This window comes from Corynebacterium sp. HMSC070E08 (assembly GCF_001808895.1).
Lineage (GTDB): Bacteria > Actinomycetota > Actinomycetes > Mycobacteriales > Mycobacteriaceae > Corynebacterium > Corynebacterium hiratae.
This window is the reverse complement of record NZ_KV794799.1, coordinates 43549-68440: the sequence shown is the minus strand read 5'-3', so window position 1 is coordinate 68440 and position 24892 is coordinate 43549. Positions and strand designations below refer to the sequence as shown.

The window sequence follows — 24892 nt, the reverse complement described above, 5'->3', positions numbered from 1 at the left end:
CTCGACCAAACTGGGTACGTGAGGTTCATCATATGGGATACTCAATTCATATAGTGAGACACATTCTGGAAAGGAAACACTATGACGAACCTGCGCACAGAAGGGGAGACTGGCGAGAAACTCGCCGTCTACATCTTTCCCATCGTTATTGTTGCCTGCGCCATTGTCGCCTTTTTGAGCCCCAGCACCTTTGAGCCGGTGGGGCAGTACACCTCGCAATTGCTTATGGTCATCATGTTTTCCATGGGGCTTACCCTGACGATTCCGGACCTGGCCCTGGTGGCGAAGCGCCCATTGCCCATCTTCTTGGGCGTTCTCTGTCAGTTTGCCATCATGCCGACGAGTGCCGTGCTCGTGGCTAAACTGCTAGGGCTTTCCGACGCCGCCACCGTCGGCCTCATCCTTCTCGGGTCGGTCCCCGGCGGTACGGCCTCCAACGTGATGGCCTACCTGGCCAAGGGTGATGTGGCGCTGTCGGTGGCGATGACCTCGGTATCCACGCTGGTCTCGCCGATCATGACGCCGTTGCTCATGCTGTGGTTGGCAGGGCAGACCGCGGAGGTCAATGGTGCTGGCATGATGTGGTCGCTGGTACAGACCGTCCTCATACCGGTAGGCCTGGGTCTGCTGCTGCGCGTGATTGCTAGCAAGGCGGTAGACAAGGCGCTGCCGGCTTTGCCGTGGGTGGCCATCGCAGGCATCGGCGGCGTGGTCACAGCGGTGGTGTCGAAATCGCAAGATAAGCTGATCACCGTTGGTCTCGTCGTGTTTATCGGCGTGGCTATCCAGAACCTCATCGGATTCCTCTTTGGCTACTACATGGCCAAGCTAGCCCGCCAGCGCGAGGCAGCGGCGCGCACCACGGCAATTGAGGTGGCGACCCAGAACTCGGGGCTTGCCTCGGCATTGGCGTTGCAGTTCTTTACCCCGGAGGCAGCGCTGCCGGGTGTGGTTGCTGCAGTGTGGGCCAACGTCACTGGCGCAGTCTTCTCCGCCATCGTGCGCCGCAAGCCCATCGACGACGAGGCGGAATCCAGTAAAACTGCGGTTTCTGTGTAGCAGGTTACCCATCCGGGCACTTAACTCCGCATAGGTGGTTGGCACATGTTTGCCGGCCACCTTTTCTATTTGTGCAGACCTGGAAGTGCAGAGCTGCAGCGTGGGCGTCGTCAAGCGCCCAGGCAGTGCTTTGCAACGACCAGCGGGTCGGCACTTCCAGGTCTGCACTTTTGGAGGCGGCGGGGCGGCGACAAAAAATCTCCCCGCCCGTCGGTGAGCAACACCGGAAGGAGACGGGGAGATGCTTGTGTCTGAAGACCTAAACCTGGGAAAGATCCTGGTCTTTTAGCTCCTGCATCATGAGGATAGCGATGAGGGAGATGAAGCAGACGATGATGAGGTAATAGCCCACGTAGCTCAAGTTAAAGGCGCTGACCAGCCACGTAGCGATGAACGGGGCCACGGCGGCACCCAGGATAGAGGAGACGTTGTACGCGATGCCGGAACCGGTGTAGCGGACGTTAGTGGGGAAGAGCTCCGGCAAGACAGCCGACATGGGGCCGAAGATGAGGCCCATGATGAACATGCCGACGAGCAAGAAGCCGAGGACCGAGTTGCGGTCAGCGTGTTCGATGCCGAGGAAGAAGGGGAAGCTGAAACCGAAGGCAATCATGATGAGTGAGGTCACGACCAGGATCGGCTTGCGGCCATACCTATCCGACAGCATGGAAGATACGGGAATGCCGATGATGAACATGAAGATGGAGATCAGCTGGATCTCCAGGAATTCCAGGTAGGGGATTCCCAAACCCAGCCCCTGGGATTTATCGCCGATACCGTAGGAGAGAATCCAGGTGGTGACTAGGTAGAACAGCGTGTAGCAGGAGACCATGACGAAGGTACCGATGATCATCGGCTTCCAGGCAGTGCGGAAAGCCTCCACCATGGGGGTCTTGACCTTCTTGCCTTCGTCTACTGCCTGCTGGAAGACAGGTGTTTCCTCCAGGCGCAGGCGGACGTAGAGGCCAATGAGGACCATGACAGCGGAGGCGAGGAAGGGCAAGCGCCAGCCCCATTCCATGAAGGTGCCGGTCGTGTCGCCGCGGGAGTAATCCATGGTCGCAACCAGAGTCAGGAAGAAGCCATTGGCGAGCAAGAACCCGAAAGGTGCGCCGAACTGCGGCCACATGGCGGCGGAAGCGCGCTTGCCTTCCTCGGCGGTCTCGGAAGCCAGCAAAGCTGCACCGGACCATTCGCCGCCCAAGCCCAAACCCTGGCAGAAGCGCATCAGGGCCAACAGGGCAGGCGCGATGATGCCCGCGGTCTGGTACGTGGGGAGGACGCCGATGATGAAGGTAGCAATGCCCATCGTCAGGAGTGCACCCACGAGGGTGGCCTTGCGGCCGATGCGATCGCCGAAGTGTCCAAAGAGCACTGAGCCCAGTGGCCGGGCAATGAAGGCCAGGCCGAAGGTGGCAAAGGACTGGAGCAGGGCAACGGTGGGGTCCTCGGTCTTCGGGAAGAAGAGGAAAGGAAAGACGGCTACGGCTGCCGTGGCATAAATATAGAAGTCATAGAACTCGATGGTCGTACCAATGGTCGATGCCACGGCCACACGCACGCGGTCACGTTTTGTGAGCTGCTGTGCTGGGGCCGCTGTCTTTGGCGGCGTGGTGCTGACGGCGGTCATGTGGGAAGCGCCCTCCTTGATAATTTCAATAGAGTGATTGATTATGTGGGAAACATTACCGTCCCATAGATTGAAATCCAACTCTCACCACATGATAAATTTGCGAGAACTGGGAAGAGGTTGACATGTTGTGGTGCTGTGGCCGTGACTATTGGGCGGGGAGGGTGCGCAAATACAATCTGACATAATGTACATTATCGGACAATAACTTGTGCAGCGGGCGGCGTGACTTCGCATCTCCCATCTCTGAGCTCGCATGGATCTATGCTCAGGCCTTGACGGCGCGACCCTTGCTGAGTCATGGGCGCCGGCGGAGCCATGTATGTGTTGCGCGTACTCAACTAGCTCTTGATGCTTTACTCCGAGTTGCCTGTCCTGTCCCGGAAGTTCAAGCCTTCAGCTCATTTGGGCGACTTCTTTGTTCGCTGCCTTCCGGGCGGCTTTCCCGTGCGTCATGCGATGGTCGGAGAACTGTCATGTGTGCAAGTGGAATATTCGTGGTGACGCCTTTAGATCTGGGCTGATCTGCGCCTCCCCAGCTACCCTTGGAGCGACGACCCCTTAAGGCACAATATAGTCACTGTTACGTAATGGTGCGGTATTTGGGGAGTCCATCGGAGAACTGGTTTAGCGCCGACGGTAAGCCATCACCAGCTGCACCACGGTGAGAGCTACAAGCACTACAGAAAACGCTGCCAGAAGCTTCGTCCCCTGAAACCAGATGAAAATACCGAACCCTGCGAGTACGACGAGACGCACCCACAGGACAGGAATAAGATGCTAATAATTCATGACTGACCGGATACGTCACTTCTCGAGGGTAACGCGAACGTTGACGTCACCAACCTCAGAGATCTTCGCGGCGATCATCTCTGGGGCTTCGACGCCGAATTCAAGGCGGTTAATCGGAATATCGCCGCCCAAAATAATGGTGTCGCCATCGCGGACTACCTGGAAGTCCTGTGTCACGTTCTTGGTCTCGCCGTGGATGGTCAAGTCACCAGTCAGCGGCACGGTGACCAATGAGCCGTCGGCAGGCACAGCGGAGACATCTGCCGGCTCGGTCAACGTGAAGGTCGACTCTGGGTACTTCGTTACCTCAAAGAGCTTCGACTTCATGTTCTGATCGCGCACCTTCTTGTCCGTGGTCAGGCTCGCCATGTCCACGGTGATGCTGGCTTCCTCAACGACCCCGTCCTTGATGGTTGCCTGGCCGGTGACATGCTTGGTGGAGCCAGACGTCGTGCGCTTATCCGCCGGCAGGATCTCGTCGATGGTAAACCCGGCTGAGGTGTAGTTATAGGCCGAACCTTGCACCACGTGCCATTCGCCATCAACGTCCGTCGTTGCGGGATGGACCTTATCCGCGTTGATCGGCTCGGTTTTTACACCGCGACCCATGATCACCGAAAACGCTAGCGGCCCTAGGGCCAGTGCAGACGAGGCCAGAATCAGAACCACGAAGATACTGACAACCAGTTTGCGGTTACCTAATACGGATTTCATGTACTATCTCAATTCCTCAAGCTTACGAGCTAGTGCGACCAGTTCGGCACACAGCTGTTCCATCTCTTCAGCACTGGCGCTTTCCGACGCCGCCGTGGCCACGTCCTCGGCACAGCACCGGAGCTCAAAGAGACCGTCGCGGAGACGGTCCGCCTTGTCTGGAGTTAGGATGACAGCGTCCACGGGAATGGATGTCCCGACCACGTTGTGGCGCTGCTCGTATGCTCGTTGCTTGCACGAGGGCGAACAGAACTTGCGTGGCCTTCCCCGCCCGCCTTGTGCGATCTCTTTGCCGCACCACTGGCAGGTTGCCGTCCGGTGCCTCGAGGGCTTGCCGGGCTGCGGATCCTGTGTACCAATCACCTCACTCACCTTAGCCCATTAACCCGAGGGTGGGAACAAAGGCCGTGGGCCATTCGTTATAATGACAGAACTTTGGGTGATATAGGTCGACCCTGATCCCTTCCCTCAACGCTTGAAAAGGATGATGTTGCATGGCAGATCGCGTACTCCGTGGCAGCCGCATGGGCGCAGTGAGCTACGAAACCGACCGCGACCACGACTTGGCCCCGCGCCAGATGGTGAAATACCGCACCGAGGACGGCGACATCTACGAGGTGCCCTTCGCCGATGACGCGGAAATCCCCGAGGAGTGGATGTGCAAGAACGGTAAGCTCGGCACCCTTGTTGAGGGCGAGGGCGTTGAGTCCAAGCCGGTGAAGCCGCCGCGGACCCACTGGGATATGCTGCGCGAGCGCCGCTCCATTGAGGAGCTGGATGAACTGCTGACTGAACGCATCGAAAGCCTGCGTTCGCGTCGTCGGGCGGCAGCCCGCCTGCTCAAGGAGCAGAAGGAACAGGAAGAAAACGAAGGCTAAAAAGTCCGCCGCGCGCCGGTCCCACGGTCAAGGGGTAGTAGCTCCACGGAAGTGGAAGCCACTACCCTATTTGTCGTTTTGGGCCCTAAAGGCGAACGTCGCGCTAAGCACTGGCGGCTTCGTGCGGCGCTGAATTAAGTTCCGGCCACTGGAGAACCAGCTCGGCGAGATAGACCGCCAGGGCAGGTCCCAATACCGCGAGGAAGAACACATAGCCTCCCCACTGCGCCGGGAAAAAGAGCGGGAACAGCAACAAGAGTGCTGCCGGGGATACCGCCACTAGAGTACGCGGTAGGTGCGCTACCGCCTTCGTCATGGCGGCCGTGCACCGCTGGCTAAAACTCAGCCCCGGGGCATCGAGGTGGAAGAACCACACGCTGATGCAGCCCAGCACGAGGAGCCCAGAAACCAGCGCGGCACGCAGAACGACGCCCATTGTCCCGAAACCGGCCTTCGCGATGATGGCGAATTCATAGGCAGCTAAGGCGCCCAGTGCCAGGCAGATAAGCCACCAGGCGGTATTTGTTCCGGGGCGGGTCAAAAGGCCCCGAACGAAGGCCGCGCCGCGGCGTGAACCTTCTTCGCGGACCATCTGTCCGGTCACCGCGTGGGCGGTGCGCAGAGACATTCCCCCAGTCACCACGGGAAAGCACGTGATAACGAGGAGAACGTTGACGATGACAAGGTCAGCGAAAAGGCTCAGGGCGGCGTAGAACTTCGATTCGGGGCCGAGCAAGCGATTCATGGTTCTTTAACCTATCGCACTTGATTAGCCCTTCACGGCACCGGCCGCCACACCTTCGATGATGTGCTTCTGCGTGGAGAAGTAGAAGATGACGATGGGGATGATGGCGAGGACCAGCATGGCCATCATGGCACCCATATCGCGGTTACCGTTGGAGCCGACGAAGGACTGGATGACCACCGGGATGGTCTTGTACCGAGTCGACAGACCAATGACCAAGTACGGCAGTAGGTAGTCGTTCCAAACCCACATGGCGTTGAGAATGGCCACGGTAATGGCCGTCGGCTTGAGCATGGGCCAGACGACGCGGAAGTAGTTTTGTAGCGGACCGCAGCCGTCGATCATCGCGGCTTCCTCGACATCCAAGGGGATCGACTTGACGAAGCCCGCAAACATAAACACCGACAGACCAGAACCGAATCCGAGGTAGAGCACCACGATGCCGATCGGGTTGTTGAGGTGGAGCATGTCTGCAATCTTGACCGTCGGGAACATGACCATCTGGAACGGGATAATCATGGACACCACGAAGAGGTAGTACAGAAGGTTTGTCCACCACGTCTTGACGCGCGTGATGTAGTAGGCGGTCATCGCGGAGAAGAACACGATGACGATGACGGACAGAATCGTGATGACGAAAGACCACAGGGTGGCTTCCAAGAAGCCCTGCTTGGTCAAGCCCACCATGAAGTTCTCGAAGCCGACCCAGGTTTCACCGATGGGAAGAGAGAAAGGATCGGAGGAGATAGCGAACTTGGACTTAAAGGAGTTAATGAAGATGAAGAGGATCGGCCCAAGGAAGACGATGGTGAAGAACACCAAGATGGCGTAGACCACGAACTTGGCGCCGCCAGACATCCGGGTCTTATTGTCCGAGGGAAGCTGGTGATCCTTCTTCTTCGAGGCCGGGACGGCCTGCGCTGAAGTGCTGGTAGTCATGACTTATGCCTCGATTTCCTTGGAGCGGGTCGCGCGCAGCTGGAAGTACGCGATGACGACCACGACGACGACGAAGATGACGGCCTTGGCCTGACCCACGCCCTCGACGTTCATACGGTTGAACAGCGTGTTAACGATGTTGAGCGCGACCATCTCAGTTTGTCCGCCGGGCGCGCCGTTGGTGAGCGCAAGGTTCTGGTCGAAGAGCTTGAACGAGTTCGACAAAGTCAGGAAGAGGCAAATAGTGATGGACGGCATGACCATCGGGATGGTGACATGGCGAAGCATCTCCCACTTGTTGACGCCGTCGAGCTCGGCTGCCTCGATGAGCTCCGGTGGGACATTCTGTAAGCCGGCAATGTAAATAATCATCATGTAGCCGATGAGCTGCCAGTTAAGCAGCATGATGAGGCCGGCGTAACCGAACTTCCAGTCCGCACTGATGGTCGTGGCATAGTGCGAAAGCACGGCGTTGATCATGGTTTGCCAGGTATAACCCAGCACGATACCGCCGATGAGGTTCGGCATAAAGAAGACCGTGCGGAAAAAGTTGGTTCCGCGGAGTTTGCGGGTCAGCATCCACGCCAAGAGGAAGGCGAAGACGTTGACGGTGATCACAGAAACGATGACCACGAGGACGGTGAAACCGAAGGCCGAGATAAAACCTTCGCGTTGGGAGAAAGCTTTGGCGTAGTTGTCGATGCCAACCCACTTGGCGTTGGTGATGGTGGTGAACTTCGTAAAAGAGAGGAAGAATCCCACGATGAACGGCACCAAGAAGGCAATCATGAATGCCAGAAGGGTGGGCAAGACAAAGACTGGGAAGTACTTCTTCAGCGTTGCTTGCATGGTGGTGAAACCTTAATTTCAAGTGGTGCCACACGCTCCCTAGCGGGAAGGCGTGTGGCGAAGGGGGTGGGGACTTTAGGCCTAGCCCCAGTTGGATTCCTTCTCAGCAGCCCAGTTGTCCTTGAACTGCTTGACGACGTCCTCCCACTTCAGGGTGCCGGAGGCGTACTGCGACAGGGCCTGGCCGAAGTCATCCTTGAACTGCTGGGACGGGAAGTACTGGAAGTTCCACGGGTAGGTGGTCAGATCCTTGTTAGCGATAGCTTCCGCGACCTGCTCAGCGAGGGGATCATTCGGGGTGTCCTCGGCGGTGTAGCTTTCGAACGGTGCGATGAAGCCGAGGTCCTTAACCACGTGCTCCTTGCCAGTCTCGGAGGTAAACAACCAGTCCACGAAGTCCTTGGTGGCCTTCTGGTCGACCTCGGAGGCCTCAGAGTTCACACCCAAGTAGTTCTCGGTACCGACGTTGATGCCGTAGTTTTCTTCGTCCGGCAGGCCCATGTACATCGGCAGGAACTTGATCTTGTCTTCCTTGACCACGTTTCCAGAGGTCTCAGCGATCTGGGACCATGCCCAGTTACCGTTCTGGACCATGGCGGCCTTGCCCTGCGCAAACTCAGCCATGGAGTCAGACACGGTCTTGGAGGGGGCCAGGGTCTTCGCCACGGTGGAATTATCCAGGTAGAGGTCGAAGAGGTTCTTGAATTCCTTGTTGTAGGAGAAGTCGATTTCGTTGGTGTCCTCGACATTCTTGTCCTGGTACTCCTGCCAGATAGGAGCATTAGCCAGGTGAGTCTGCCAACGCCAGTCTTCGCCGGAAGTCAGCGAGGTGGAGGCGAAGGCGCCCTCGATGCCAAGCTCATCCTTCTTGGCCTGCATGTCCTCGGCGACTTCCTTGAGCTTCTGGTAGCTCTTGATTTCGTCGGTGGACTTGATCTTCGCGCCGGAGGTGGCGATGTACTTGTCGAAGATCTCGTCGTTGTAGATGATGCCGAAGCCCTCGACGGCGAACGGAACGCCACGTACCTCGCCATCTTCGGTGGTCAGCGGCGGAATGTCGTCGGTAAGCTGCTTGGCTACCTCGGTATCCGACATATCTGCCATGTAATCCTGCCAGGTGATGAAGCCAGCGGGGCCGTTGACCTGGAAGAGAGTCGGGGCTTCGTCCTTGCCAATCTCTGCCTTGAGGGTCTGCTCATAGGAGCCGGAGGCGGCAGTGACGACCTTGACCTTGACGCCGGTCTCTTCAGTGTAAGCCTTTGCGATCTCCTGGTATGCGGCGTCCTGTTCGGGCTTGAAGTTCAGGAAGTAAACATCGCCTTCCTCGTCGGTAGAGCCGGAGCACGCGACGAGACTTGCGGCGGCGAGCATGGAAGCCATGCTGATGGATGCGATGCGAGTAAGACGCTTCATGAGGTCCTCATCTTTCTTGATGAAAAGCGGGATGATGAGCCGAGATGGATACCCGGCCCGTATTCGGTTGTGTCTGGGATTCCTTCCGTGACGAAGGATTCTTCCCAGCGCCACCAAGTGCTTCATAGCGGATCGCAATCCAACTATGAACTGGTTAGCCTGTCTCCTACCTTAGTGAGGTATTCCACATAATCAAAAGAAAACGGACCTAGAACGCCCGATTGTGACTATATCCATATTCGGGCACGAAATCTTTCCCCATTTAAGGGGCAATCGGGCTTAAAACATACAAATCAATATAATAATCAGCTGAGAGCCGCGTTTTCGATCTGTGGTTTTGGAGGCCACTGGGGCACGCAAGCGGTTATGACAAGTCTCCGTTTGTGGGCTGTGCGTGGAGAAGCCGCGCCTCGTCTCGGCGGGCGGGCAGCACGGACTCAAGGTAGGATGCCGTCGCCTCCGGAAGGGACACGTCCTCTCCCCTCTCTTGGGCAAGGAACCAACGGTGGTCCACGATTTCGTGAAAAATCTGCGCGGGTTCGAGCTTCTGCAACATCTCTACGGGGACAGCGGCGATGGTCGGCTCGTACTCTTGCGTCATCCACAGGTGCGCGGCCTGGGTAAGCCCCACGTGAGGCCCACATTCGACGGCTTGGTAGGCCTGGATGGAACCCAAGAGGCGCTGGGCTTGGTGTTCCTCGACGCTTAATCCCGTCAAACTCAATAACTGCGCGCGGTAGTGGCCGGGATCGACCACCACTGGGCGAATCCGCACCACGTGTTTCGAATCGTCCTTCGTGACCTTGAGCTCGCCTACATCGAAACCCAGCTGATTGAGGCGGTCAATCCGCTCGGAGACGCGCCAATACTCGCTGGCGTCCACGGATTCTTCGGCGGTTAGTTCCGTCCACAGCTCGAGGTAAGAGCTCTCAACCAGGCTGCCTAGGGCGATGACATCGATGGAGGAATCCAAGCATTCTCCTGCTTGCAGGTCCATGAGTTCACCGATGATGTTGACGCGGGCGATGTCGACGTCGTAAAGCCTGCGTGATTCGGAGAGATTGGGCTGGAACTCCCCCGTTTCGGCGTCGACAAGATAGGCCGAATAGGTCTCGGCGTCCCGCCGGAAGAGGGTGTTCGACAGCGATACATCGCCCCAATAGAAGTTCAGCAGATGCATGCGCACGAGTAGCACTGACAGGGCCCGGATTAGCTTTTCCGCCTCGACTACCGTGAGGTGTCGCGAGAAGATCTCGCGGTACGGTAGGGAAAACTCCAGGTGCTCAGTGACCAGCGCCGCGGTGAGCTCCCCGTAGCTCTCTTTGGCTGGGTGTCGGCCGGTAATCACGGCAACAGGGCGCACACTGGGTGCGCCAAGACGCTGCAGTTCGCGCAGCATTTTGTATTCGTGGTGGGCGGTACGCGCGCCGATTTCCTTGACCGCGACGATGCCGCGGTTAATCCCCACGAAACGCACGATGTGCCGGGAAATACCCCTAGGAAGGGCCGCGATGAGTTCAGCGGGCCACTGTTCCAGGGGCGTATCCCACGGCAGCGTCAGAAGTGCCGACGCGTACGTCGAGGAGGTGATACTCATAGACTCTTTCACGTCGAGTCACTCCACCTTCGTAGCTGAATTAATCCTGGCTCTATGCCTATCCGTGCTGCTTGGCTCGCAGTAGCCGGGCACGGGCTACGGCAGGCGCTTTCCAGTCGAGGCTGAGAAGTTGTGCTGGCCGCCTTCGACGATGCGTGCATAGAAAACGCTGCCCGGGGCGGGTGCGGTGTTCGGTGCGGAACGAACGACGATCTGGCCGGATTCGGGGACATCCTCGCTCGAGGAGCCGAGGTCACCTTCGCCCACCAGCTTGCCGTAGAGGAAGGAATCAGAACCAAGTTCCTCTACGAAGTCGAGCTTGATGGGAATGGAGTGGTCGGTGGATTCGCCCTCCGGGATGATCTCTAGGGCCTCCGGGCGGAAACCGATGGTGATGCGATCATTGTCTTCCGGGGTCATGGCCGCGATGGTTTCCGGGGACAGCTTGATGCGGGCGTGCCCCGAGGTAGCGTCACCATCCTTGACCGTAAAGGTACCGAGGTTCATGGCTGGGGAACCGATGAAGCCGGCGACGAAGACATTGGCTGGGCGGTCGTAGAGCTCGCGGGGTGCGCCGACCTGCTGCAGGTAGCCGTCCTTGAGTACCGCGATGCGGTCACCCATGGTCAGTGCCTCGGTTTGGTCGTGGGTGACGTAGACGGTGGTGACCCCGAGCTTGCGCTGCAAAGCCGCGATCTGGGTACGCGTCTGCACACGCAGCTTGGCGTCGAGGTTGGACAGTGGCTCATCCATGAGGAAGACCTGGGGATTACGAACGATGGCGCGGCCCATGGCTACGCGCTGGCGCTGACCACCGGACAGGGCCTTCGGCTTGCGCTCCAAGAATTCGGTCAGGCCCAAGGTAGCGGCGGCTTCATCGACGCGCTTGTTGATCTCGTCCTGGGATTTGCCTGCGATCTTTAGCGCAAAACCCATGTTCTCGCGCACGGTCATGTGCGGGTAGAGAGCATAGTTCTGGAAGACCATAGCGATGTCTCGGTCACGCGGTGCGACGTGGGTGACGTCCTTGTCGCCGATGAAGATGGCACCGTCCGTGACGTTTTCCAAGCCGGCCAGCATGCGCAGCGTAGTGGATTTTCCACAGCCGGATGGGCCGACCAAGACGAGGAACTCGCCGTCAGCGATTTCCAGGTTGAACTTCTTGACGGTGGGTTCTGTAGCTCCTGGATAGGTTAGGGATGCATCTTTGAACGTTACGGTTGCCATAGCAAACTCTCCTCCATCGGCAGGTACGTGCCGAACGATCCGTAGTGTGAGAATGAAGTGAAACAAGTCACTGTGCACCGGATAAAGTGCCACTTACGACATTAGCACCGATGGTGGTTATTACCACAAAAGCCCGAAAGCCATGACAGGCCTTCGGGCTCGTGGTGAGGAAAGCAGTTTTAGCGGTTGAGTGTGCCCTTCACCAAGTTGGATACCTCGGAGACAAAGTCGGAAACAGCAGTCTTAGCGTTGCTGAACTTGGGGCCAAGCTCCATGTCCTTTACCGTGCGTGAGGTGATCTTGGATACCTCAGAGGTAAAGTCGCTGACCTGCTCGGAGCGGTGCGCAACGCCCCACTTGGTGACCTCCAGCAGGGAATCCTTGACAAAGGAGCCGTCAAGCTTCGACTCACCCAGCTCGCGCTCGGTAAAGGTAATCGGTACCTCGCGGACATCGAAGCCATCCTTGATGGCGCGGAAGGCAACGTCAACCTGGAAAATGTAGCCGGCGTTAGAGAGCTCATCGAAGTCTAGGTGCTCGAGTAGCTCGCGACGGAAGGCACGGTAACCGGCGGTCATGTCGTTGATGCCGGTGCCCAAGGCGACCGAGATGTACTTGTTGCCCAGGCGGGAGAGCAGCTCGCGGTTGGCCGGCCAATTGACGGTCTCACCGCCCGGAACATAGCGAGAGCCGATGACCAAGTCAGCACCCTTGTCAATTTCCTCGAGCAGCAGGTGCAGCTGCTCCGGCGCGTGGGAGCCGTCTGCATCCATCTCGCACAGCACCTGGTAGTCCTTCTCTAGGCCCCACTTGAAACCGGCGATATACGCGCCGAGAAGTCCGCCCTTGCCCTCACGGTGGAGAACGTGCAGGTGGGAGTCCTCAGCGGCCAGCTTATCCGCCGCGTCACCGGTGCCGTCCGGGGAGTTATCGTCCACAATCAGGATGTGAACCTCCGGCGTTGCCTTGCGCACACGCCCGGTAATGAGCGGTAGGTTCTCAATCTCGTTGTAAGTAGGGATGATGACCAGGGTAGATTCGCGGGTCGAGCTCACTAGTTCCTTGCTCCTTTAGATTTCTTTTTCAGGCGCGCTGCGTCGTCCGGACAAGCGGGTGGAATAGATCGCATACAGCGCACAGACCGTTCCAATAATAGCCATGAGCCATTGCAGGAGCGAACCATAACGCACCGCAAATGTGCGCCCTTCTCGCAGCGGAAGCTCTTCTTCGAGATATGCCGGTTCAAAGATACCGCTGGCTTGGCTCACTGAGCCATCCGGGTAGACGATCGCCGAGACTCCGGACGTAGCCGCCACAACGACGGCCCGATCCGCTTCGATCGCGCGCAAGCGGCTCATGGCCAACTGCTGGTAGGTCATGTCGGAGTCACTAAAGGTGGCATTGTTCGTCGGTGTCGTGAGGATCTGCGCCCCGTTGTTGATGGCGGTTCGGAACGCCTGGTCAAAGCTGACCTCATAACACGTGGCAACGCCCACTGCGGTCCCAGCCATGGTGACCACGCCCGGACCGTCGCCGGGCTTCATGTCGCCCGCCAGGTCCACCAGATCGGTGATCTTCCTAAAGAAATCACGCATCGGCATCGTCTCACCAAAAGGCTGCAGGTACTTCTTGTGGTGGTACTCCCCTGCCGAGCCATCCGGATTAAACACCTGCATGGTGTTCCGTGCGCCAACCTCATCCTGGGTCAGCGTTCCGACGAGGATTGGGGCATCGATGTCGCGGGCGGCGCCGTCGATAAGCTCCCGAGCGTCCTCATTGGCAAAAGGATTGATATCGGAGGAGTTCTCCGGCCAAATGACGATATCCGGTCTGGACCCATCCTGCGCGGCCTGCTCGGTCACGCGGACGTGGTTATCCAGCACCGCGCGGCGTTGGGCGGCAAAGTCAAGGCCCAGCCGTGGCACGTTTCCTTGCACCGCGGCGACCGTCACCGTGCCTGTTGTGCGGCCCGGGCGGTCCACGCTCTGTGCCGCTAGCAAGCCAGCTAGCAGTGGCACCGCCAAAAACGCACATGCCAGGCGCGGTGAGCGGGCAAGCCCCACCAATCCTGCGCCTACGCAGACCACCGCGCAGGTAATGAGTGCCGGCCCGCCCCACGAGGCAAGGTTGGCGAGTGGGCCCTCTATTTGCCCCCAGGCGAGGCGCACCCACGCAAAACCGCCAAAGGGCACTGAGGAGCGCAGCATTTCTACCGCCACGTAGAAGAACGGGAAGAGAGCGAAACCGTAGTTTAAGCGCAGCAGCGCCGCCCCGCCGATACCAAGGAGGATGCTGTACAGAGACAGGAATAAAGCGAGCGCAATATAGGGCATGTTGCCCACTAACTCACCAATCCATGGCAGCGTGAACAAGTACAACACCGCGCTATGTACACAAGCGACGAGGGCCGCCCACCCCAGACCGAGGGGTTTTCTCCACGGTGAGAGCGCTGCCACGAGCATCGCCATGCCGATTATGCCGGCGGCCCACCAGCCGCGTGGCTCAACGGCAAGGTAGGTCACCGCGCCCGACGCAGCAGCGAGAGCGAGCCGGGCCACAAGTACCAGCACTACTTCTTTCCGTCCTCAAAGTCTTCGGGCTTGACGTGTTGGGTCCACGTGCGGATTTCATCTTCATCCAAGACCTCATGCGACTGGCCAGTTTGATCCATGCCCCCCATTCCATCACCGCTGGCGCCTGCGTCAAAGGTGCCGAAGGAACCATAGGAATCGCGGTGCTGGGCCATGGGTGAGGCTTCGTACACGCGCACGCCCATGTTTTCGATCTTCCGGAACATCGATGCCGCAAGTAGCGTGCGGATGATGGACCGCGTGGGCGCAAAGATAAGCAGTGCTCCGAAGACCGTGGAGACAAATCCGGGCAGTGACAGCAGGATTCCGCCCACCATGGTCAGGCCAACGTTGCCTGCCGTCTTGCCCGGGGTGGGATCCTCCATGACGTACACACCGTCATCGGTTTGACGGATGCGGCTGACCATCATGCGGCGGACTTCCCAGCTGGCGATAGTCATGCCGAAGAGCATGGTCAGCGCCAAGGCAAGCAGCGCCCACAGCACACCAATCCACTCGGCAACGGCCCAAAAGGCCATAGTTTCTAGGAGGATGTACGCGATGAAGAGAACAAACGGCATGTCGCCCACCATACTTGCTGGGCTTGGCGCTTCGCAGGAGACCCTCCCGGAGCGACTAGACTGTCCCACCATGTCCCTCCCTGAGTCGAAGCATCCCGAATCCGCTACCTTGCGCTTCCATCCCGCCGGCGGCGTCGTCACCCCCGAGCAGTGGCTCGCTCTGGGCCAGGCCGCCAGAGAACATGGCGATGGCAATGTGTACCTAGAGCAGCACAGCGTCATCGGCCTGCGAGGCGTCGCCAATGCGCAGGTGCTTGGCGACGTCCCCCTGCCCACCACCGCCGCTCACGTGCTGGCCTCTCCCCTCTCGCTGCGCGCCCGTCAGGTAGCGCAGCGGATCGCGGAAGCCTTAGCCGACGTCGATCAGGATGCCCCTGCGATAGCCCGTGCCGCGCTTTTTGGTGTGGATAGCGGTGCTGGTGATCTCCTCACACACGGGGTGGCGGCTGGCCTTCAGCTCTCTGGTGAGGAGGCGGAAGACGATGAAGATACCGCCACCGCGCGCCTGATCCGCGACGGTGAGCCCACCGGGCCGCTGCTGGGGCTTGCGGATGCCATTTCCCAACTCGTGGACTTTGCGGAAAAGGTCTCTGCAGATCACCTGCAGGACTTAGAACGTGTCTCGGATGCGGCAGGGTCAGCTCCCACTTCGCCTGCGCTGCCCATCGGCTGGCTGACTGAGCACACGAAGCCCGGCCGCGTCGATCTGGGCGCGGGCCTGCAGCATGGCGTGCTGCCCGGAGAATACGCTGGGCTTATCGCCCAGCTGGGCGCGTCCATCTCGGTAACCCCCTGGCGCGGATTGGTCATCCACGATCTAGCCGAGGGAGATGCTGACGTTGTGTTGCGCGTCCTTGCACCGCGCGGATTCATCTTCGATGCGAATTCTCCTGCCCTCGGGCACCGCTAGCGCGGCATGTGCCGCCAGATGGGACGCGGTACCAGCTTCATCACCCACGCTAAGAGCTGAAGAGGCCGTGGAATCCATAGCGTGCGGGAAGCCGGCCGCGAACCTGCCGAGGACTCAATGGCCTTGACCACCGCTTGGGCCACAACGTCAGGGGTAACGGACAAGGGCGCGGGTGTCATGCCTTTAGTCATCGACCCAATGACGAAGCCGGGGCGCGCGGTGATCAGCGCTAGGCTGCTGCCCTGCAATCGATCCGCTAAGCCTTGGCAGAAGGCATCCAGGCCCGCCTTGGTCGAGCCATAGACATAGTTGGCCCGGCGGGCCCGCCACCCAGCGATGGAGGAAAAGGCCACGATGTGCCCTCTCGTCATGACGTCGGCAAGCACGGTGAGCATGGATACCTGCGCTGCATAGTCCACCAGCGCTATGTCGAAGGCGTGGGCTTCGTCGTGCTCCGCGCGCTCCTGATCGCCCAGAATTCCGAAGGCGACGACGGCCGTGGTGATCTCTGCCCCTGCGAGTGCTGCGGCTTGTTCGATGACCGCGCGGTGGGAGGAAACTTCCGCAGCGTCGAAGGACAGCGTGTGAACGGACGACGCCCCGCTGCTGAGGAGTTCGGAGTGCAGCCTGTCCATACCGTGTTCGCCCCGCGCGGCGAGAACTACCGGGCGACCCTCACACAGCCGACGTGCAAGCTCCCCACCGATGTCGCTGCGCCCGCCAAGAATCAGTAGCGCGCCAGTTTCTCCCATTAGCGCAACCCCCGCGGTGCCTGGTTCAGGGACTCGTAGCCGGACTCGGTGATTACCACGATGTCCTCAAGGCGCATTCCCCACTTGCCCGGTACGTAGATACCCGGCTCGATCGAGAAGGCCATGGACTCGGAAAGTTCCAGCCCGTTTCCTTCCATGATGAAGGGCTCCTCGTGCGTCGACAAGCCAATGCCGTGTCCGGTGCGGTGCGTGAAGAACTCACCCCAACCGGCGTCTTCGATCACGCTGCGCGTCGCTCGGTCGATCTCCTGGGCGGTCGCACCCGGGCGCGCAGCAGCTCGGCCGGCAGCCTGGGCCTTCTCTAGGACCGCGTAAGCCTCGCGAAACTCTGCCGGCGCGGCAGCAGGATCGGCGCCAACGACGTAGGTGCGGGTGCAGTCGGAGTGATAGCCCGAGGGCAGCGTGCCGCCAATATCCACCACCACGGGATCACCAGCGGCGAGTACTCGGTCCCCAAAGTCATAGTGTGGATTGGCTCCATTCGGACCGGAGCCCACGATGATGAAATCCACCTCGCGGTGCTCGCGCAAAATGAGCTCCCGCACATCTGCGGCTACGTCGGCCTCGGTGCGCCCCGGCTGCAGGAGGCGCGGCACCTCGGCGTGGACAGCGTCGATAGCCGCCGCTGCAGCGCGTAGCTCAGCCACCTCATCTGGATCCTTGCGGGTAAAAAGCTCAGCGAGGGCCTCGGTGGCCAGAACATACTTTGCGGGGTGCTGTTCCTTCGCAGTACTAGCTTCGAGGTTGCCAATTGCGGACTGAAAGCGCAGCACGTGATCGGCGGTGAGTGAGGATCCCAAGGCAACGGTGGAAGGACGCGCACCTTCCAAGGCCAGCGCATAGGGATCCTGCCCATCGCTCCATCCCACCAGCTGGGTCGCAACGCCCTGAAGCGACTCAATGTCGGTGCTGGGGGCGACGATTACCGGTTCGGCATCGGGACGGATAACCAAGCAGGTCAGGCGCTCGTGGGAGGAGACCCACGAACCGGTGAGGTACGCGAATTCGGCACCTGTACCCACTAACAGGATGTCGATGTCCTTAGCAGCTGCGATAGCGCGGGACCGGCTCAGTCGGGACGCATAATCAGTCATGACAGTTAGCCTACCGCCCGCCTTTGTCCAGTTAAGCTGGGAGGCGTGAATTCCCATCCCGCTGCCGTCAAGCTCCGGACTCGCACAAGCTATTGCTCGGGAGTGCTCATCGATGCGTCCTTAAGACCCCGCTCCCAACAGGCAACCCGGTTGGTTCTGACCTGCGCGCACTTCTTCCGCGACGGCCTTGACAAGGGGGATCACTACAGGGTGAGTGGCGGGTTCAACCGGCGCGTCGCCGTCGTGCGCACGATTGACGGAACCGACATGGCGCTGTGCTTGCTCGACCGGCCGGCCCCGCCCCGGGACCTTCCTGGGCTTGCGGAAAACACCCCGCCATTCCGCGCTCCAGTCACCACCTGGGGATATGGCGGAAAAGCTCGCCGTGCCCAACAGCGCAGTGGGCTTTTTCTCCTTCCCTTCTTCCGCACCTGGTCCATTGACTTCCTCACAACCGTCTCCCCCGCCGGATTTGTCTTCAACACGATTCCGGCAGTCAAAGGTGACTCGGGCGGTCCAGCTTTAGTCGATGACGCTGTTATCGGTACGCAAGCTCTCATCCTTAACCCGTTGGGGCGCAACCTCAAGCTCGCCACCGTGGCGCTCGTTGCGCCCCACCGCCAAGCAATCGGTGCGGCAGCCACGGCGCTGCTTCGCGGTGGCACCGAAGACTAGGCGCTAAGCCTAGGCGCCGATGGCGACGACGCCGCGCTGGATCGCGTCGATGGCGCGCCGGGCATTGCGACGAATTTCGTCCTCGTAGCCCGTCTTTGCCACCTGCTGAAGCAGGTCAATGACCTGGCGGCACCAGCGGACAAAGTCACCGGGGGTTAGCTCTGCACCAGACTCGTTAGACGCGCCCATGCAATAGGCCAGCGGCGCGCCCGCCGTCCACTGGTGGATAGCTAGCGCGAACGACGGCTCCGGCTCCCTCGTTTGCGGCAGGTTATGGCGTTTCTCATCGGCGACGAGCTCGCTATAAATGCGCCATGTAGCGTCCATGGCGTTAGCCATTGCGTCGGTAGCCGCACCGGGTTCCCCGCGAGTGGTCTTGCGGTTTTCAAAGACACAGAGGGAGGCCACACCGGCCAGCTCCGCCGGGTCGAGGTCGTTCCAGATACCGCGCTTGAGGCATTGCGCCACCAGTAGGTCCGATTCGGAGTGGATTTTAGCCAGACGCTCGCCCTCATCCGTGATGACCGGCTCGCGGTTTTCGCCGTAACCATCAAACTCCACGTAGTCCATCTCCGCCAGAAGATCCACGATGCGCTCGAAGGTGCGGCCAAGAGTATCCGTGGCGCGCTCGACCTTATCCTCAAGCCTGGCTAGCTCGCGTTCGCGGCGCGCCAGCTTCTGCGCCACCCCGGCCAGCTGCTCGCGGTCGGTCGCGGGCCAATGGTGCACCGGATGTTCGCGGAGGGCATCGCGCAACTGCGCGATCTTCTTGTTGGGGCGATTCCGCGGCTCAGTGCGCATCTTCTTCGGACGCTTGTAGTAGTCGCGCTTGAAGGACTCCTGGACAAATCGGGTATGGCGGCGCGGGTTCTTCTGCGCTGCGCGCGGGAGCTTCATGTGCCCAACGACGATCGGCGGATTATCGATACCGGCGGAATCGATGCGTCCAGACCATCCCGTTTCAGTGGTTACCCAGGGGCGTGGATCAGCAGTCTGGTTGGCCGGGGTAATAACGACAGCCAGCGTTGGCCGTTTCTTGGTTGCGATGGCGATGACTTCACCCACCTGCAAGCGAGCCAGTACTGCGGCAACTTCCTTGTTTCTCTCCTCCTTCTTGAAGGCCCGCGCTGACTTCTCCTCCTCGGTCAGCGCTCGGCGCAGACGCATATAGTCCATGAGAATCTCAGCGGGGTCTTCGCCATCGGTGGCAGGCGGAGCCAAGTTAACTACGGCCTGCTCCAACTGTGCGCGTAGTTCGCGGACGCGGTGCTCAGCGCGCTCAATCTCTCGGGTTTCCTCCACAACGGATCCATCCGCCTGGAACTGGGCGAAAGACTTCTCCAGCAATCGGAGCGAGTCATCAAAGCCAAGCATGCCCAGCAGGTTGATAGCCATGTTGTAGCCGGGCTCGAAAGTGGAAATGAGCGGATAGGTACGAGTTGACGCAAGCCCCGCCACCGCGGTGGGATCCATAGCGGGTGCCCACTGAACGACGGCATTGCCCAAGGTATCGATGCCTCGCCTACCGGCGCGGCCGGTGAGCTGTGTGTACTGGCCCGGTGTCAGGTCCACGTGTGCCTCGCCGTTAAATTTCACCAGTTTTTCCAGCACCACGGTGCGCGCCGGCATGTTGATTCCTAGGGCCAACGTTTCGGTGGCGAAGACTGCCCGCACGAGGCCCTTGACGAACAGTTCCTCTACGATGTGCCTAAAGGCCGGCAGCATTCCTGCGTGGTGAGCGGCGAAGCCACGCGAGAGTGCTTCGCGCCAACGTTTGAAATCAAGGACCTTGAGGTCTTCTTCCGGAATGCCTTCCACGCCCTTATCGACGATGGCCTTGATCTCAACAGCCTCCTCCTGGGAGGTCAGCACCATGCGGGAGCGCAAGCACTGATACAGAGCACCGTCGCAGCCCGCGCGGGCGAAGATGAAGGTAATTGCCGGCAGCATCTCCATTGATTGCAGCTCTTTGAGAACCTCCGGGCGGCCAAGCGGACGGTAACGGTCCTGCGCACGAGGCGCGCCGCTGCGCCGATCACTGTGCCGGTCGCTGCGCCCGCCGCCTTTGTGACGGGCGCGGGCGCGGAAGCTCGCACGGTTCTGGGCATAGTCTGCGCGGCCATTATCGGTATCGCCGGCCTCCAGACGTTGGATACGCCGTGCGAGCTCAGTGTTTACCTGGCCGCCTGAGTCGGGTTCAAAGAGCGGATAGATTTTGCGGCCGACCATCATCCACTGGTCCAGCGGTACGGGGCGCTTATCGGTAACGATGACCTTGGTATCTCCGCGCACGGTGGTTAGCCACCGGCCGAACTCCTCGGAGTTGGACACCGTTGCGGACAAACCGATAATGGAGACATGTTCCTCCAGGTTGAGGATGACCTCTTCCCACACTGCGCCGCGCGAAGCATCCGCAAGAAAGTGGATCTCATCCATGACCACATGGGTCAAGCGATCCAATGCACCTGAGCCCGCGTAAATCATGTTGCGCAGGACCTCAGTGGTCATCACGAGGATGTCCGCGGAGGAGTTAATGGAGACATCACCGGTCAGCAGCCCGACCGCATCCTCACCATGCGCGTCAACTAGGTCGTGGTACTTCTGGTTACTCAGCGCCTTGATGGGTGTGGTGTAGAAACAGCGGGTCCCTTGGCGCAGCGCCAAGGACACGGCGAACTCACCCACCACGGTTTTACCCGCGCCGGTGGGCGCACAGACCAGAACACCGTGGCCAGCTTCGACGGCTTGGCATCCTTGGATCTGGAATTCATCCAGTGAGTACGGAAGCGCTTGGGTGAACTCGTCCAGATGCGTCAGTGTCATAAGTCCCCAGGGTACCTGTCAGGGACGGCGTACTAGTGCGCCGGTCCCCGGCGCCAAGCAGAACGATTGAACAAGTTCGCTAAGAAGGCTGACGAGGTTAGAGAACGTCGTCGAAGAAGCCGCTCTGCGGGGGCTGAGTATTCGTCTGTTGAGGCTGCGGTACCCGAGCGTCAGGAGTCGAAGCCGGGGCGACAGGCCCGGAAGATACCGGCCGCGACGACGCAGAAACGCTCGTGGATGCAGACACCGGAGTCGGTGCGCCAATGGCACCCGGACCTTCATCCAGCGACGAGGCAGTTTCATCGTCCAAGTCCATCCAGTCTGGGCGCTGGCGCTTTTGGCGCTTGTCGTTGATGCGGCAGAACTGGAAAGCTATCTCCACAAGAACCACGAGAGCACCGGCCAAAACCAACATTGAGAAGGGTTCTTGGCCCGGTGTAACAACCGCGGCGAAAATCATGATGACGACAATGATGATGCGGCGCTTATCTTTGACGTGGTCATATTCCAAAACACCAATCAGATTAAGGCAAACCACGAGTAGTGGGATCTCAAAGCTCACGCCAAAGATGAGGAGCAACGCCAGCAGGAAGTAGAAGTAACGCTCACCCGTGAGCGCTGCGGTCTGGTACTCCGAGCCCATGCCCATGAGGAACTCCAGACCCACGGAAAGGATGACGTAGGCGAGAACCGCGCCGAGCACGAAGAGCAGGACCGCAGTCGAGACAAACAAAAAGGTAAAGCGGCGTTCGTTCTTGTGCAGGCCGGGCACGATGAAGGCCCATATCTGGTAGAGCCAGACCGGTGAGGACAGCACAGTGCCGGCTAACGCGCCAACCTTGAGTCGGAGCATCAGCATTTCGAAGGGGCTGGTTGCGAGCAGACGGCATTCGCCGTCCGCGGAGAAGGAAACACGGCTCTCTTCGGGGAGTGAGCAATAGGGACCGCGCAAAATCTCACCTAGCGGTGACATGCCAAACGGGGCGTGTTGGTACCAGATGAATCCGATGATGGCACCCACAACGAGGGCGAGAAGGGAAATGACGATGCGTCGGCGCAGCTCCTGGAGGTGCTGAACTAAGGTCATCTCCCCCGTTGGGTTCTTGGGCTTGCGGCGTAGCTTTGAGCTCCATTTTTGCTTCGGCGCGTTAGAAGCAGGATTCGACGGTGTACTCGCGGTACTCAAAGCAAGACCTCCACAGAAAAGCCCACGACGGCAGGCGAGGCCTCAGCACGCCGAGGGACTCGGAGTGTGGTCTGCCTGCCGGGAAAGATTATTAGTTCTGGTTTCCGTCAGCCGGCTTGGAAGTGCGCGGCTGCATCTCCGGGCTGTTCCAGAAGTCCTCGTCGGACTGCTTGGAGCCCGCGATCTGGCCCTGCTGCTCAGAGGTGTTGTTCTCCTCTTTCATCTCCTTGACTTCGGACTTGAAGATGCGCATAGACCGGCCCATGGAGCGAGCCAGCTCCGGCAGCTTCTTAGCGCCGAACAACAGCACGATCACGAGAACAACAAGGCCGATTTCCAAAGGTCCCACGGTCATTGAGGGTGCCCCTTCTTTCTTGGTCGATGAAGCGTGCTTGTTCACACAGCGCGACGCTGAGCGACGTGCACGCGGGAGAGCTCTTAGTCTGGCAGTTGAGTATAACGCTCCAGTGCTCGTTTTCTATGCTCCGAAATGGCGTCAACGAGCTTCTGCGGCCCCACAACCCGCATGCGATCAGCTTGGCCGAGCGCGAAACGGCTAAACCACGCCTCCGAGCCGACCGGCATCGTTGCAGCTATGAGGCCATTTTCTAGGGTCTCGCCAAGGGTGATGTCGTAGTGTTCCGCTAGCCAGGTGAATTCTTGGTGAATCTCCAGCTCCGCAACAAGAGTGTGATCTAGACCAAAGGGTGAATCTGGGTTGAAATCCAGTTCGCGCACATGTGGGGTGGCGGTTGCGTCAAGCACCTCAACATCACTCATGCGGTCGAGGCGGAACGTTCGGTGCTCCCCCACCGACTCGTCCCAGGCCACCAAATAGGGTTCGCCGTCCACGATAAAGATGCGGGCCGGGTGCACGGTGCGCTCGCTGGTGCGGTTGGAGGACATACTCCAGTAGGTAAAACGCACTTGCCGGCGCTTGTCGACGGCCCCCGCCAACGCCGCTTGCACCTCGGACTCCTCGGGATCGGTCGTGGCCAGCGAGTCATAAATGGCGGCGGTCTTTTCGTCCATGATTGCCCGCAGCTTCGCGGCGGCGGAATGGACGGCGGTGACGTCGACAAGCCCCGGCATCGCTTCCAAAGATTCCAGGGTAAGCAGCAACGCGCCGGCCTCAGTTGGGGTCAGTCGCAATGCCTGGGTCAGGCCCTGGTCGTTGTAGATCTCGATGCCATCGCGGTAGCTAAAGCTTAAGTCGATAAGGTCCTCGGTATTGCGGCCCACACCGGAGCAGAAGAGACGGTCGATAGCATCCTTAAGCTCAGCAGGGGTCATCCCTAAATCCTCGGCAGCCTCCATCGGGGTCAGCCCCGGGTGGTTACGCAGGTAAGGGATGAGGTTGAGGGAGCGAACAAGGGACTGCAGCTTGCGGGGTTGATCAACCATGGCGGGCCTCCTCGCCAGACGCTGATGATGGGGCATCACCGACACTTAAGAGTGTGATGATGTCGGCACGAACCTCGGGTGGCTCGATAACCACGACATCTGGTGCATAGCCCGCAGCGGTGCGCACCAACCAATCGTGGTGTACGTTGGTGAGTTCTAGAAGTCCATCCTCGCGCCTGCGTCCGGCGTCGACAAGCTCGGCGGCCTGCCCCTCGGGAACCTCGAGGACTGCATTTACCGTTTCGCCCCGCTCCAGCGCCTCTACAACGAGATCCTGCAGTGGTGCAGTGGGCTCGAGGTGCGTGGCCGCAGCGCGCGAGCGCCTGACGTTGTCCACGCGGGTAGCGCGAAAAGTTCGGGGAGCCTCGCGGTCCACATCCCAACCGACGAGATAAACACGATCCCGGTGGTTGACCAGCCCCCAGGGATCCATATGGCGGCGAACCGCCTCGGCAGAGGGCGTGGCGTAGTAATCGAAGGAAATGCGCAGCCCAGCACGCACTGCGGTGATGACTCCAGTGACGAGCTCTGGGCTCAACCTGGACATGTCGTTGACTGCGGTGTACACCGGCGCTCCGCTCAAGTCGCGGGAGGCGCCTGAGGCTGCGATCTTGGTCCACGCGGAGAGACTGAAATCGCTTAAGCCTCCCGGAGTGCCGATGCCGCCGGCTACGCCGAGAACCATGGCCTCCTCCGGCGTGAAATCGACGGGAGGTAGCTGGTAGTTTTCGGGATCGAGCCGGTACAGCGAACCTTCCGCGCCGCTGCTGTGTACTACTGGCACACCGGCGCGCTGCAGGGTCACGATGTCGCGGGAAAGCTGCTTGTGAAAGGCTTCATCGCTGCGTGACTGGTAGCCCTCGACGTGGCTGCGGATCCACGCCGCGCTGCGGTCCGGAACCCCGCCTTGGTGCGCTGCCCCATGCAGGGCAAAGGTGAGGTTGGTGAGCCTTTCGATAGCGCGGTCTCTGACCGGCGTCCGGGCTGCAGTGCGATCTACTGAAGGCATAGTGGCAGGTTCCTTGATCAGCTC

Annotated in this window: 23 protein-coding genes; 4 read left to right on the top strand and 19 right to left on the bottom strand. The window is 59.8% G+C overall.

Going from position 1 to position 24892, the window contains the following annotated elements:
• Positions 1 to 81 precede the first annotated feature (81 nt).
• On the top strand, positions 82 to 1059 hold the full coding sequence (locus tag HMPREF2526_RS12650; protein WP_070547443.1) for a bile acid:sodium symporter family protein: 978 nt from the start codon (positions 82 to 84) through the stop codon (positions 1057 to 1059).
• Positions 1060 to 1318: 259 nt separating this feature from the next.
• On the opposite strand, the gene HMPREF2526_RS12645 is transcribed toward HMPREF2526_RS12650, so the two are convergent.
• The 3 genes from HMPREF2526_RS12645 to HMPREF2526_RS13700 all read right to left on the bottom strand — a co-directional run bounded on the left by HMPREF2526_RS12645 (position 1319) and on the right by HMPREF2526_RS13700 (position 4558).
• Positions 1319 to 2689: an MFS transporter gene (locus HMPREF2526_RS12645; protein WP_070547442.1), complete on the bottom strand. Its 1371-nt coding sequence runs from the start codon at positions 2687 to 2689 to the stop codon at positions 1319 to 1321.
• A gap of 807 nt (positions 2690 to 3496) precedes the next feature.
• Positions 3497 to 4195, bottom strand: coding sequence for a YceI family protein (locus HMPREF2526_RS12640; protein ID WP_070547441.1), 699 nt, complete (start codon positions 4193 to 4195; stop codon positions 3497 to 3499).
• A gap of 3 nt (positions 4196 to 4198) precedes the next feature.
• The gene (locus HMPREF2526_RS13700) at positions 4199 to 4558 is read right to left on the bottom strand and encodes a hypothetical protein (protein ID WP_046649171.1); all 360 of its coding nucleotides are present in this window, start codon (positions 4556 to 4558) and stop codon (positions 4199 to 4201) included.
• A gap of 131 nt (positions 4559 to 4689) precedes the next feature.
• Between HMPREF2526_RS13700 and HMPREF2526_RS12630 the strand changes: the two genes are divergently transcribed.
• Positions 4690 to 5073: an RNA polymerase-binding protein RbpA gene (locus HMPREF2526_RS12630; RefSeq protein ID WP_046649170.1), complete on the top strand. Its 384-nt coding sequence runs from the start codon at positions 4690 to 4692 to the stop codon at positions 5071 to 5073.
• A 103-nt stretch (positions 5074 to 5176) separates the two neighbouring features.
• Here HMPREF2526_RS12630 and musI read toward each other — a convergent pair whose 3' ends face one another.
• The 9 genes from musI to HMPREF2526_RS12585 all read right to left on the bottom strand — a co-directional run bounded on the left by musI (position 5177) and on the right by HMPREF2526_RS12585 (position 14994).
• On the bottom strand, positions 5177 to 5818 hold the full coding sequence (gene musI / locus HMPREF2526_RS12625; protein WP_070517787.1) for an ABC transport system MusEFGK2I component MusI: 642 nt from the start codon (positions 5816 to 5818) through the stop codon (positions 5177 to 5179).
• A 24-nt stretch (positions 5819 to 5842) separates the two neighbouring features.
• Positions 5843 to 6757, bottom strand: coding sequence for a carbohydrate ABC transporter permease (locus tag HMPREF2526_RS12620; RefSeq protein ID WP_049154663.1), 915 nt, complete (start codon positions 6755 to 6757; stop codon positions 5843 to 5845).
• Positions 6758 to 6760: 3 nt separating this feature from the next.
• Positions 6761 to 7606, bottom strand: coding sequence for a carbohydrate ABC transporter permease (locus tag HMPREF2526_RS12615; RefSeq protein WP_046649167.1), 846 nt, complete (start codon positions 7604 to 7606; stop codon positions 6761 to 6763).
• Positions 7607 to 7687: 81 nt separating this feature from the next.
• Positions 7688 to 9019 (bottom strand): ABC transporter substrate-binding protein, encoded by a 1332-nt coding sequence (locus HMPREF2526_RS12610; protein WP_070517788.1) that lies wholly within the window; start codon positions 9017 to 9019, stop codon positions 7688 to 7690.
• Positions 9020 to 9383: 364 nt separating this feature from the next.
• Positions 9384 to 10628 carry a DUF4032 domain-containing protein gene (locus HMPREF2526_RS12605; RefSeq protein WP_049157730.1) on the bottom strand — a complete coding sequence of 415 codons (1245 nt, stop codon included), beginning with the start codon at positions 10626 to 10628 and terminating at the stop codon, positions 9384 to 9386.
• Positions 10629 to 10712: 84 nt separating this feature from the next.
• Positions 10713 to 11843: an ABC transporter ATP-binding protein gene (locus tag HMPREF2526_RS12600; RefSeq protein ID WP_049157728.1), complete on the bottom strand. Its 1131-nt coding sequence runs from the start codon at positions 11841 to 11843 to the stop codon at positions 10713 to 10715.
• A 179-nt stretch (positions 11844 to 12022) separates the two neighbouring features.
• A complete protein-coding gene (locus tag HMPREF2526_RS12595; protein ID WP_049157726.1) occupies positions 12023 to 12898 on the bottom strand; it encodes a polyprenol monophosphomannose synthase in 876 nt (291 codons plus the stop codon).
• A 15-nt stretch (positions 12899 to 12913) separates the two neighbouring features.
• On the bottom strand, positions 12914 to 14410 hold the full coding sequence (gene lnt, locus HMPREF2526_RS12590) for an apolipoprotein N-acyltransferase (protein WP_246819898.1): 1497 nt from the start codon (positions 14408 to 14410) through the stop codon (positions 12914 to 12916).
• A 2-nt stretch (positions 14411 to 14412) separates the two neighbouring features.
• A complete protein-coding gene (locus tag HMPREF2526_RS12585; RefSeq protein WP_070511899.1) occupies positions 14413 to 14994 on the bottom strand; it encodes an FxsA family protein in 582 nt (193 codons plus the stop codon).
• Between the two features lie 70 nt (positions 14995 to 15064).
• On the opposite strand from HMPREF2526_RS12585, the gene HMPREF2526_RS12580 reads away from it, so the two are divergent.
• Entirely contained in the window at positions 15065 to 15904 is an 840-nt protein-coding gene (locus HMPREF2526_RS12580) for a cobalamin biosynthesis protein (RefSeq protein ID WP_070547439.1), read from the top strand.
• On the opposite strand, the gene HMPREF2526_RS12575 is transcribed toward HMPREF2526_RS12580, so the two are convergent.
• Both HMPREF2526_RS12575 and HMPREF2526_RS12570 read right to left on the bottom strand, forming a co-directional pair.
• Complete coding sequence (locus HMPREF2526_RS12575) at positions 15901 to 16656, bottom strand: SDR family oxidoreductase (protein WP_070547438.1); 756 nt, start codon at positions 16654 to 16656, stop codon at positions 15901 to 15903. The two genes, HMPREF2526_RS12580 and HMPREF2526_RS12575, sit on opposite strands and share 4 nt — an antisense overlap.
• A complete protein-coding gene (locus HMPREF2526_RS12570; RefSeq protein WP_070547437.1) occupies positions 16656 to 17771 on the bottom strand; it encodes a M24 family metallopeptidase in 1116 nt (371 codons plus the stop codon). The genes HMPREF2526_RS12575 and HMPREF2526_RS12570 overlap by 1 nt, the downstream gene beginning before the upstream one ends.
• A gap of 45 nt (positions 17772 to 17816) precedes the next feature.
• Here HMPREF2526_RS12570 and HMPREF2526_RS12565 point away from each other — a divergent pair, with 45 nt between their 5' ends.
• Entirely contained in the window at positions 17817 to 18446 is a 630-nt protein-coding gene (locus tag HMPREF2526_RS12565) for a trypsin-like peptidase domain-containing protein (RefSeq protein ID WP_246819897.1), read from the top strand.
• Positions 18447 to 18455: 9 nt separating this feature from the next.
• Here HMPREF2526_RS12565 and HMPREF2526_RS12560 read toward each other — a convergent pair whose 3' ends face one another.
• The 5 genes from HMPREF2526_RS12560 to HMPREF2526_RS12540 all read right to left on the bottom strand — a co-directional run bounded on the left by HMPREF2526_RS12560 (position 18456) and on the right by HMPREF2526_RS12540 (position 24868).
• Positions 18456 to 21269: a DEAD/DEAH box helicase gene (locus HMPREF2526_RS12560; RefSeq protein ID WP_070547435.1), complete on the bottom strand. Its 2814-nt coding sequence runs from the start codon at positions 21267 to 21269 to the stop codon at positions 18456 to 18458.
• A gap of 97 nt (positions 21270 to 21366) precedes the next feature.
• Entirely contained in the window at positions 21367 to 22356 is a 990-nt protein-coding gene (tatC, locus tag HMPREF2526_RS12555) for a twin-arginine translocase subunit TatC (RefSeq protein ID WP_070547434.1), read from the bottom strand.
• 190 nt (positions 22357 to 22546) lie between these two features.
• Complete coding sequence (gene tatA / locus HMPREF2526_RS12550; RefSeq protein ID WP_046649155.1) at positions 22547 to 22810, bottom strand: Sec-independent protein translocase subunit TatA; 264 nt, start codon at positions 22808 to 22810, stop codon at positions 22547 to 22549.
• Between the two features lie 83 nt (positions 22811 to 22893).
• A complete protein-coding gene (locus HMPREF2526_RS12545) occupies positions 22894 to 23859 on the bottom strand; it encodes a helix-turn-helix transcriptional regulator (protein WP_070547433.1) in 966 nt (321 codons plus the stop codon).
• A complete protein-coding gene (locus HMPREF2526_RS12540) occupies positions 23852 to 24868 on the bottom strand; it encodes a helix-turn-helix transcriptional regulator (RefSeq protein ID WP_070547432.1) in 1017 nt (338 codons plus the stop codon). The genes HMPREF2526_RS12545 and HMPREF2526_RS12540 overlap by 8 nt, the downstream gene beginning before the upstream one ends.
• Positions 24869 to 24892: the final 24 nt, after the last annotated feature.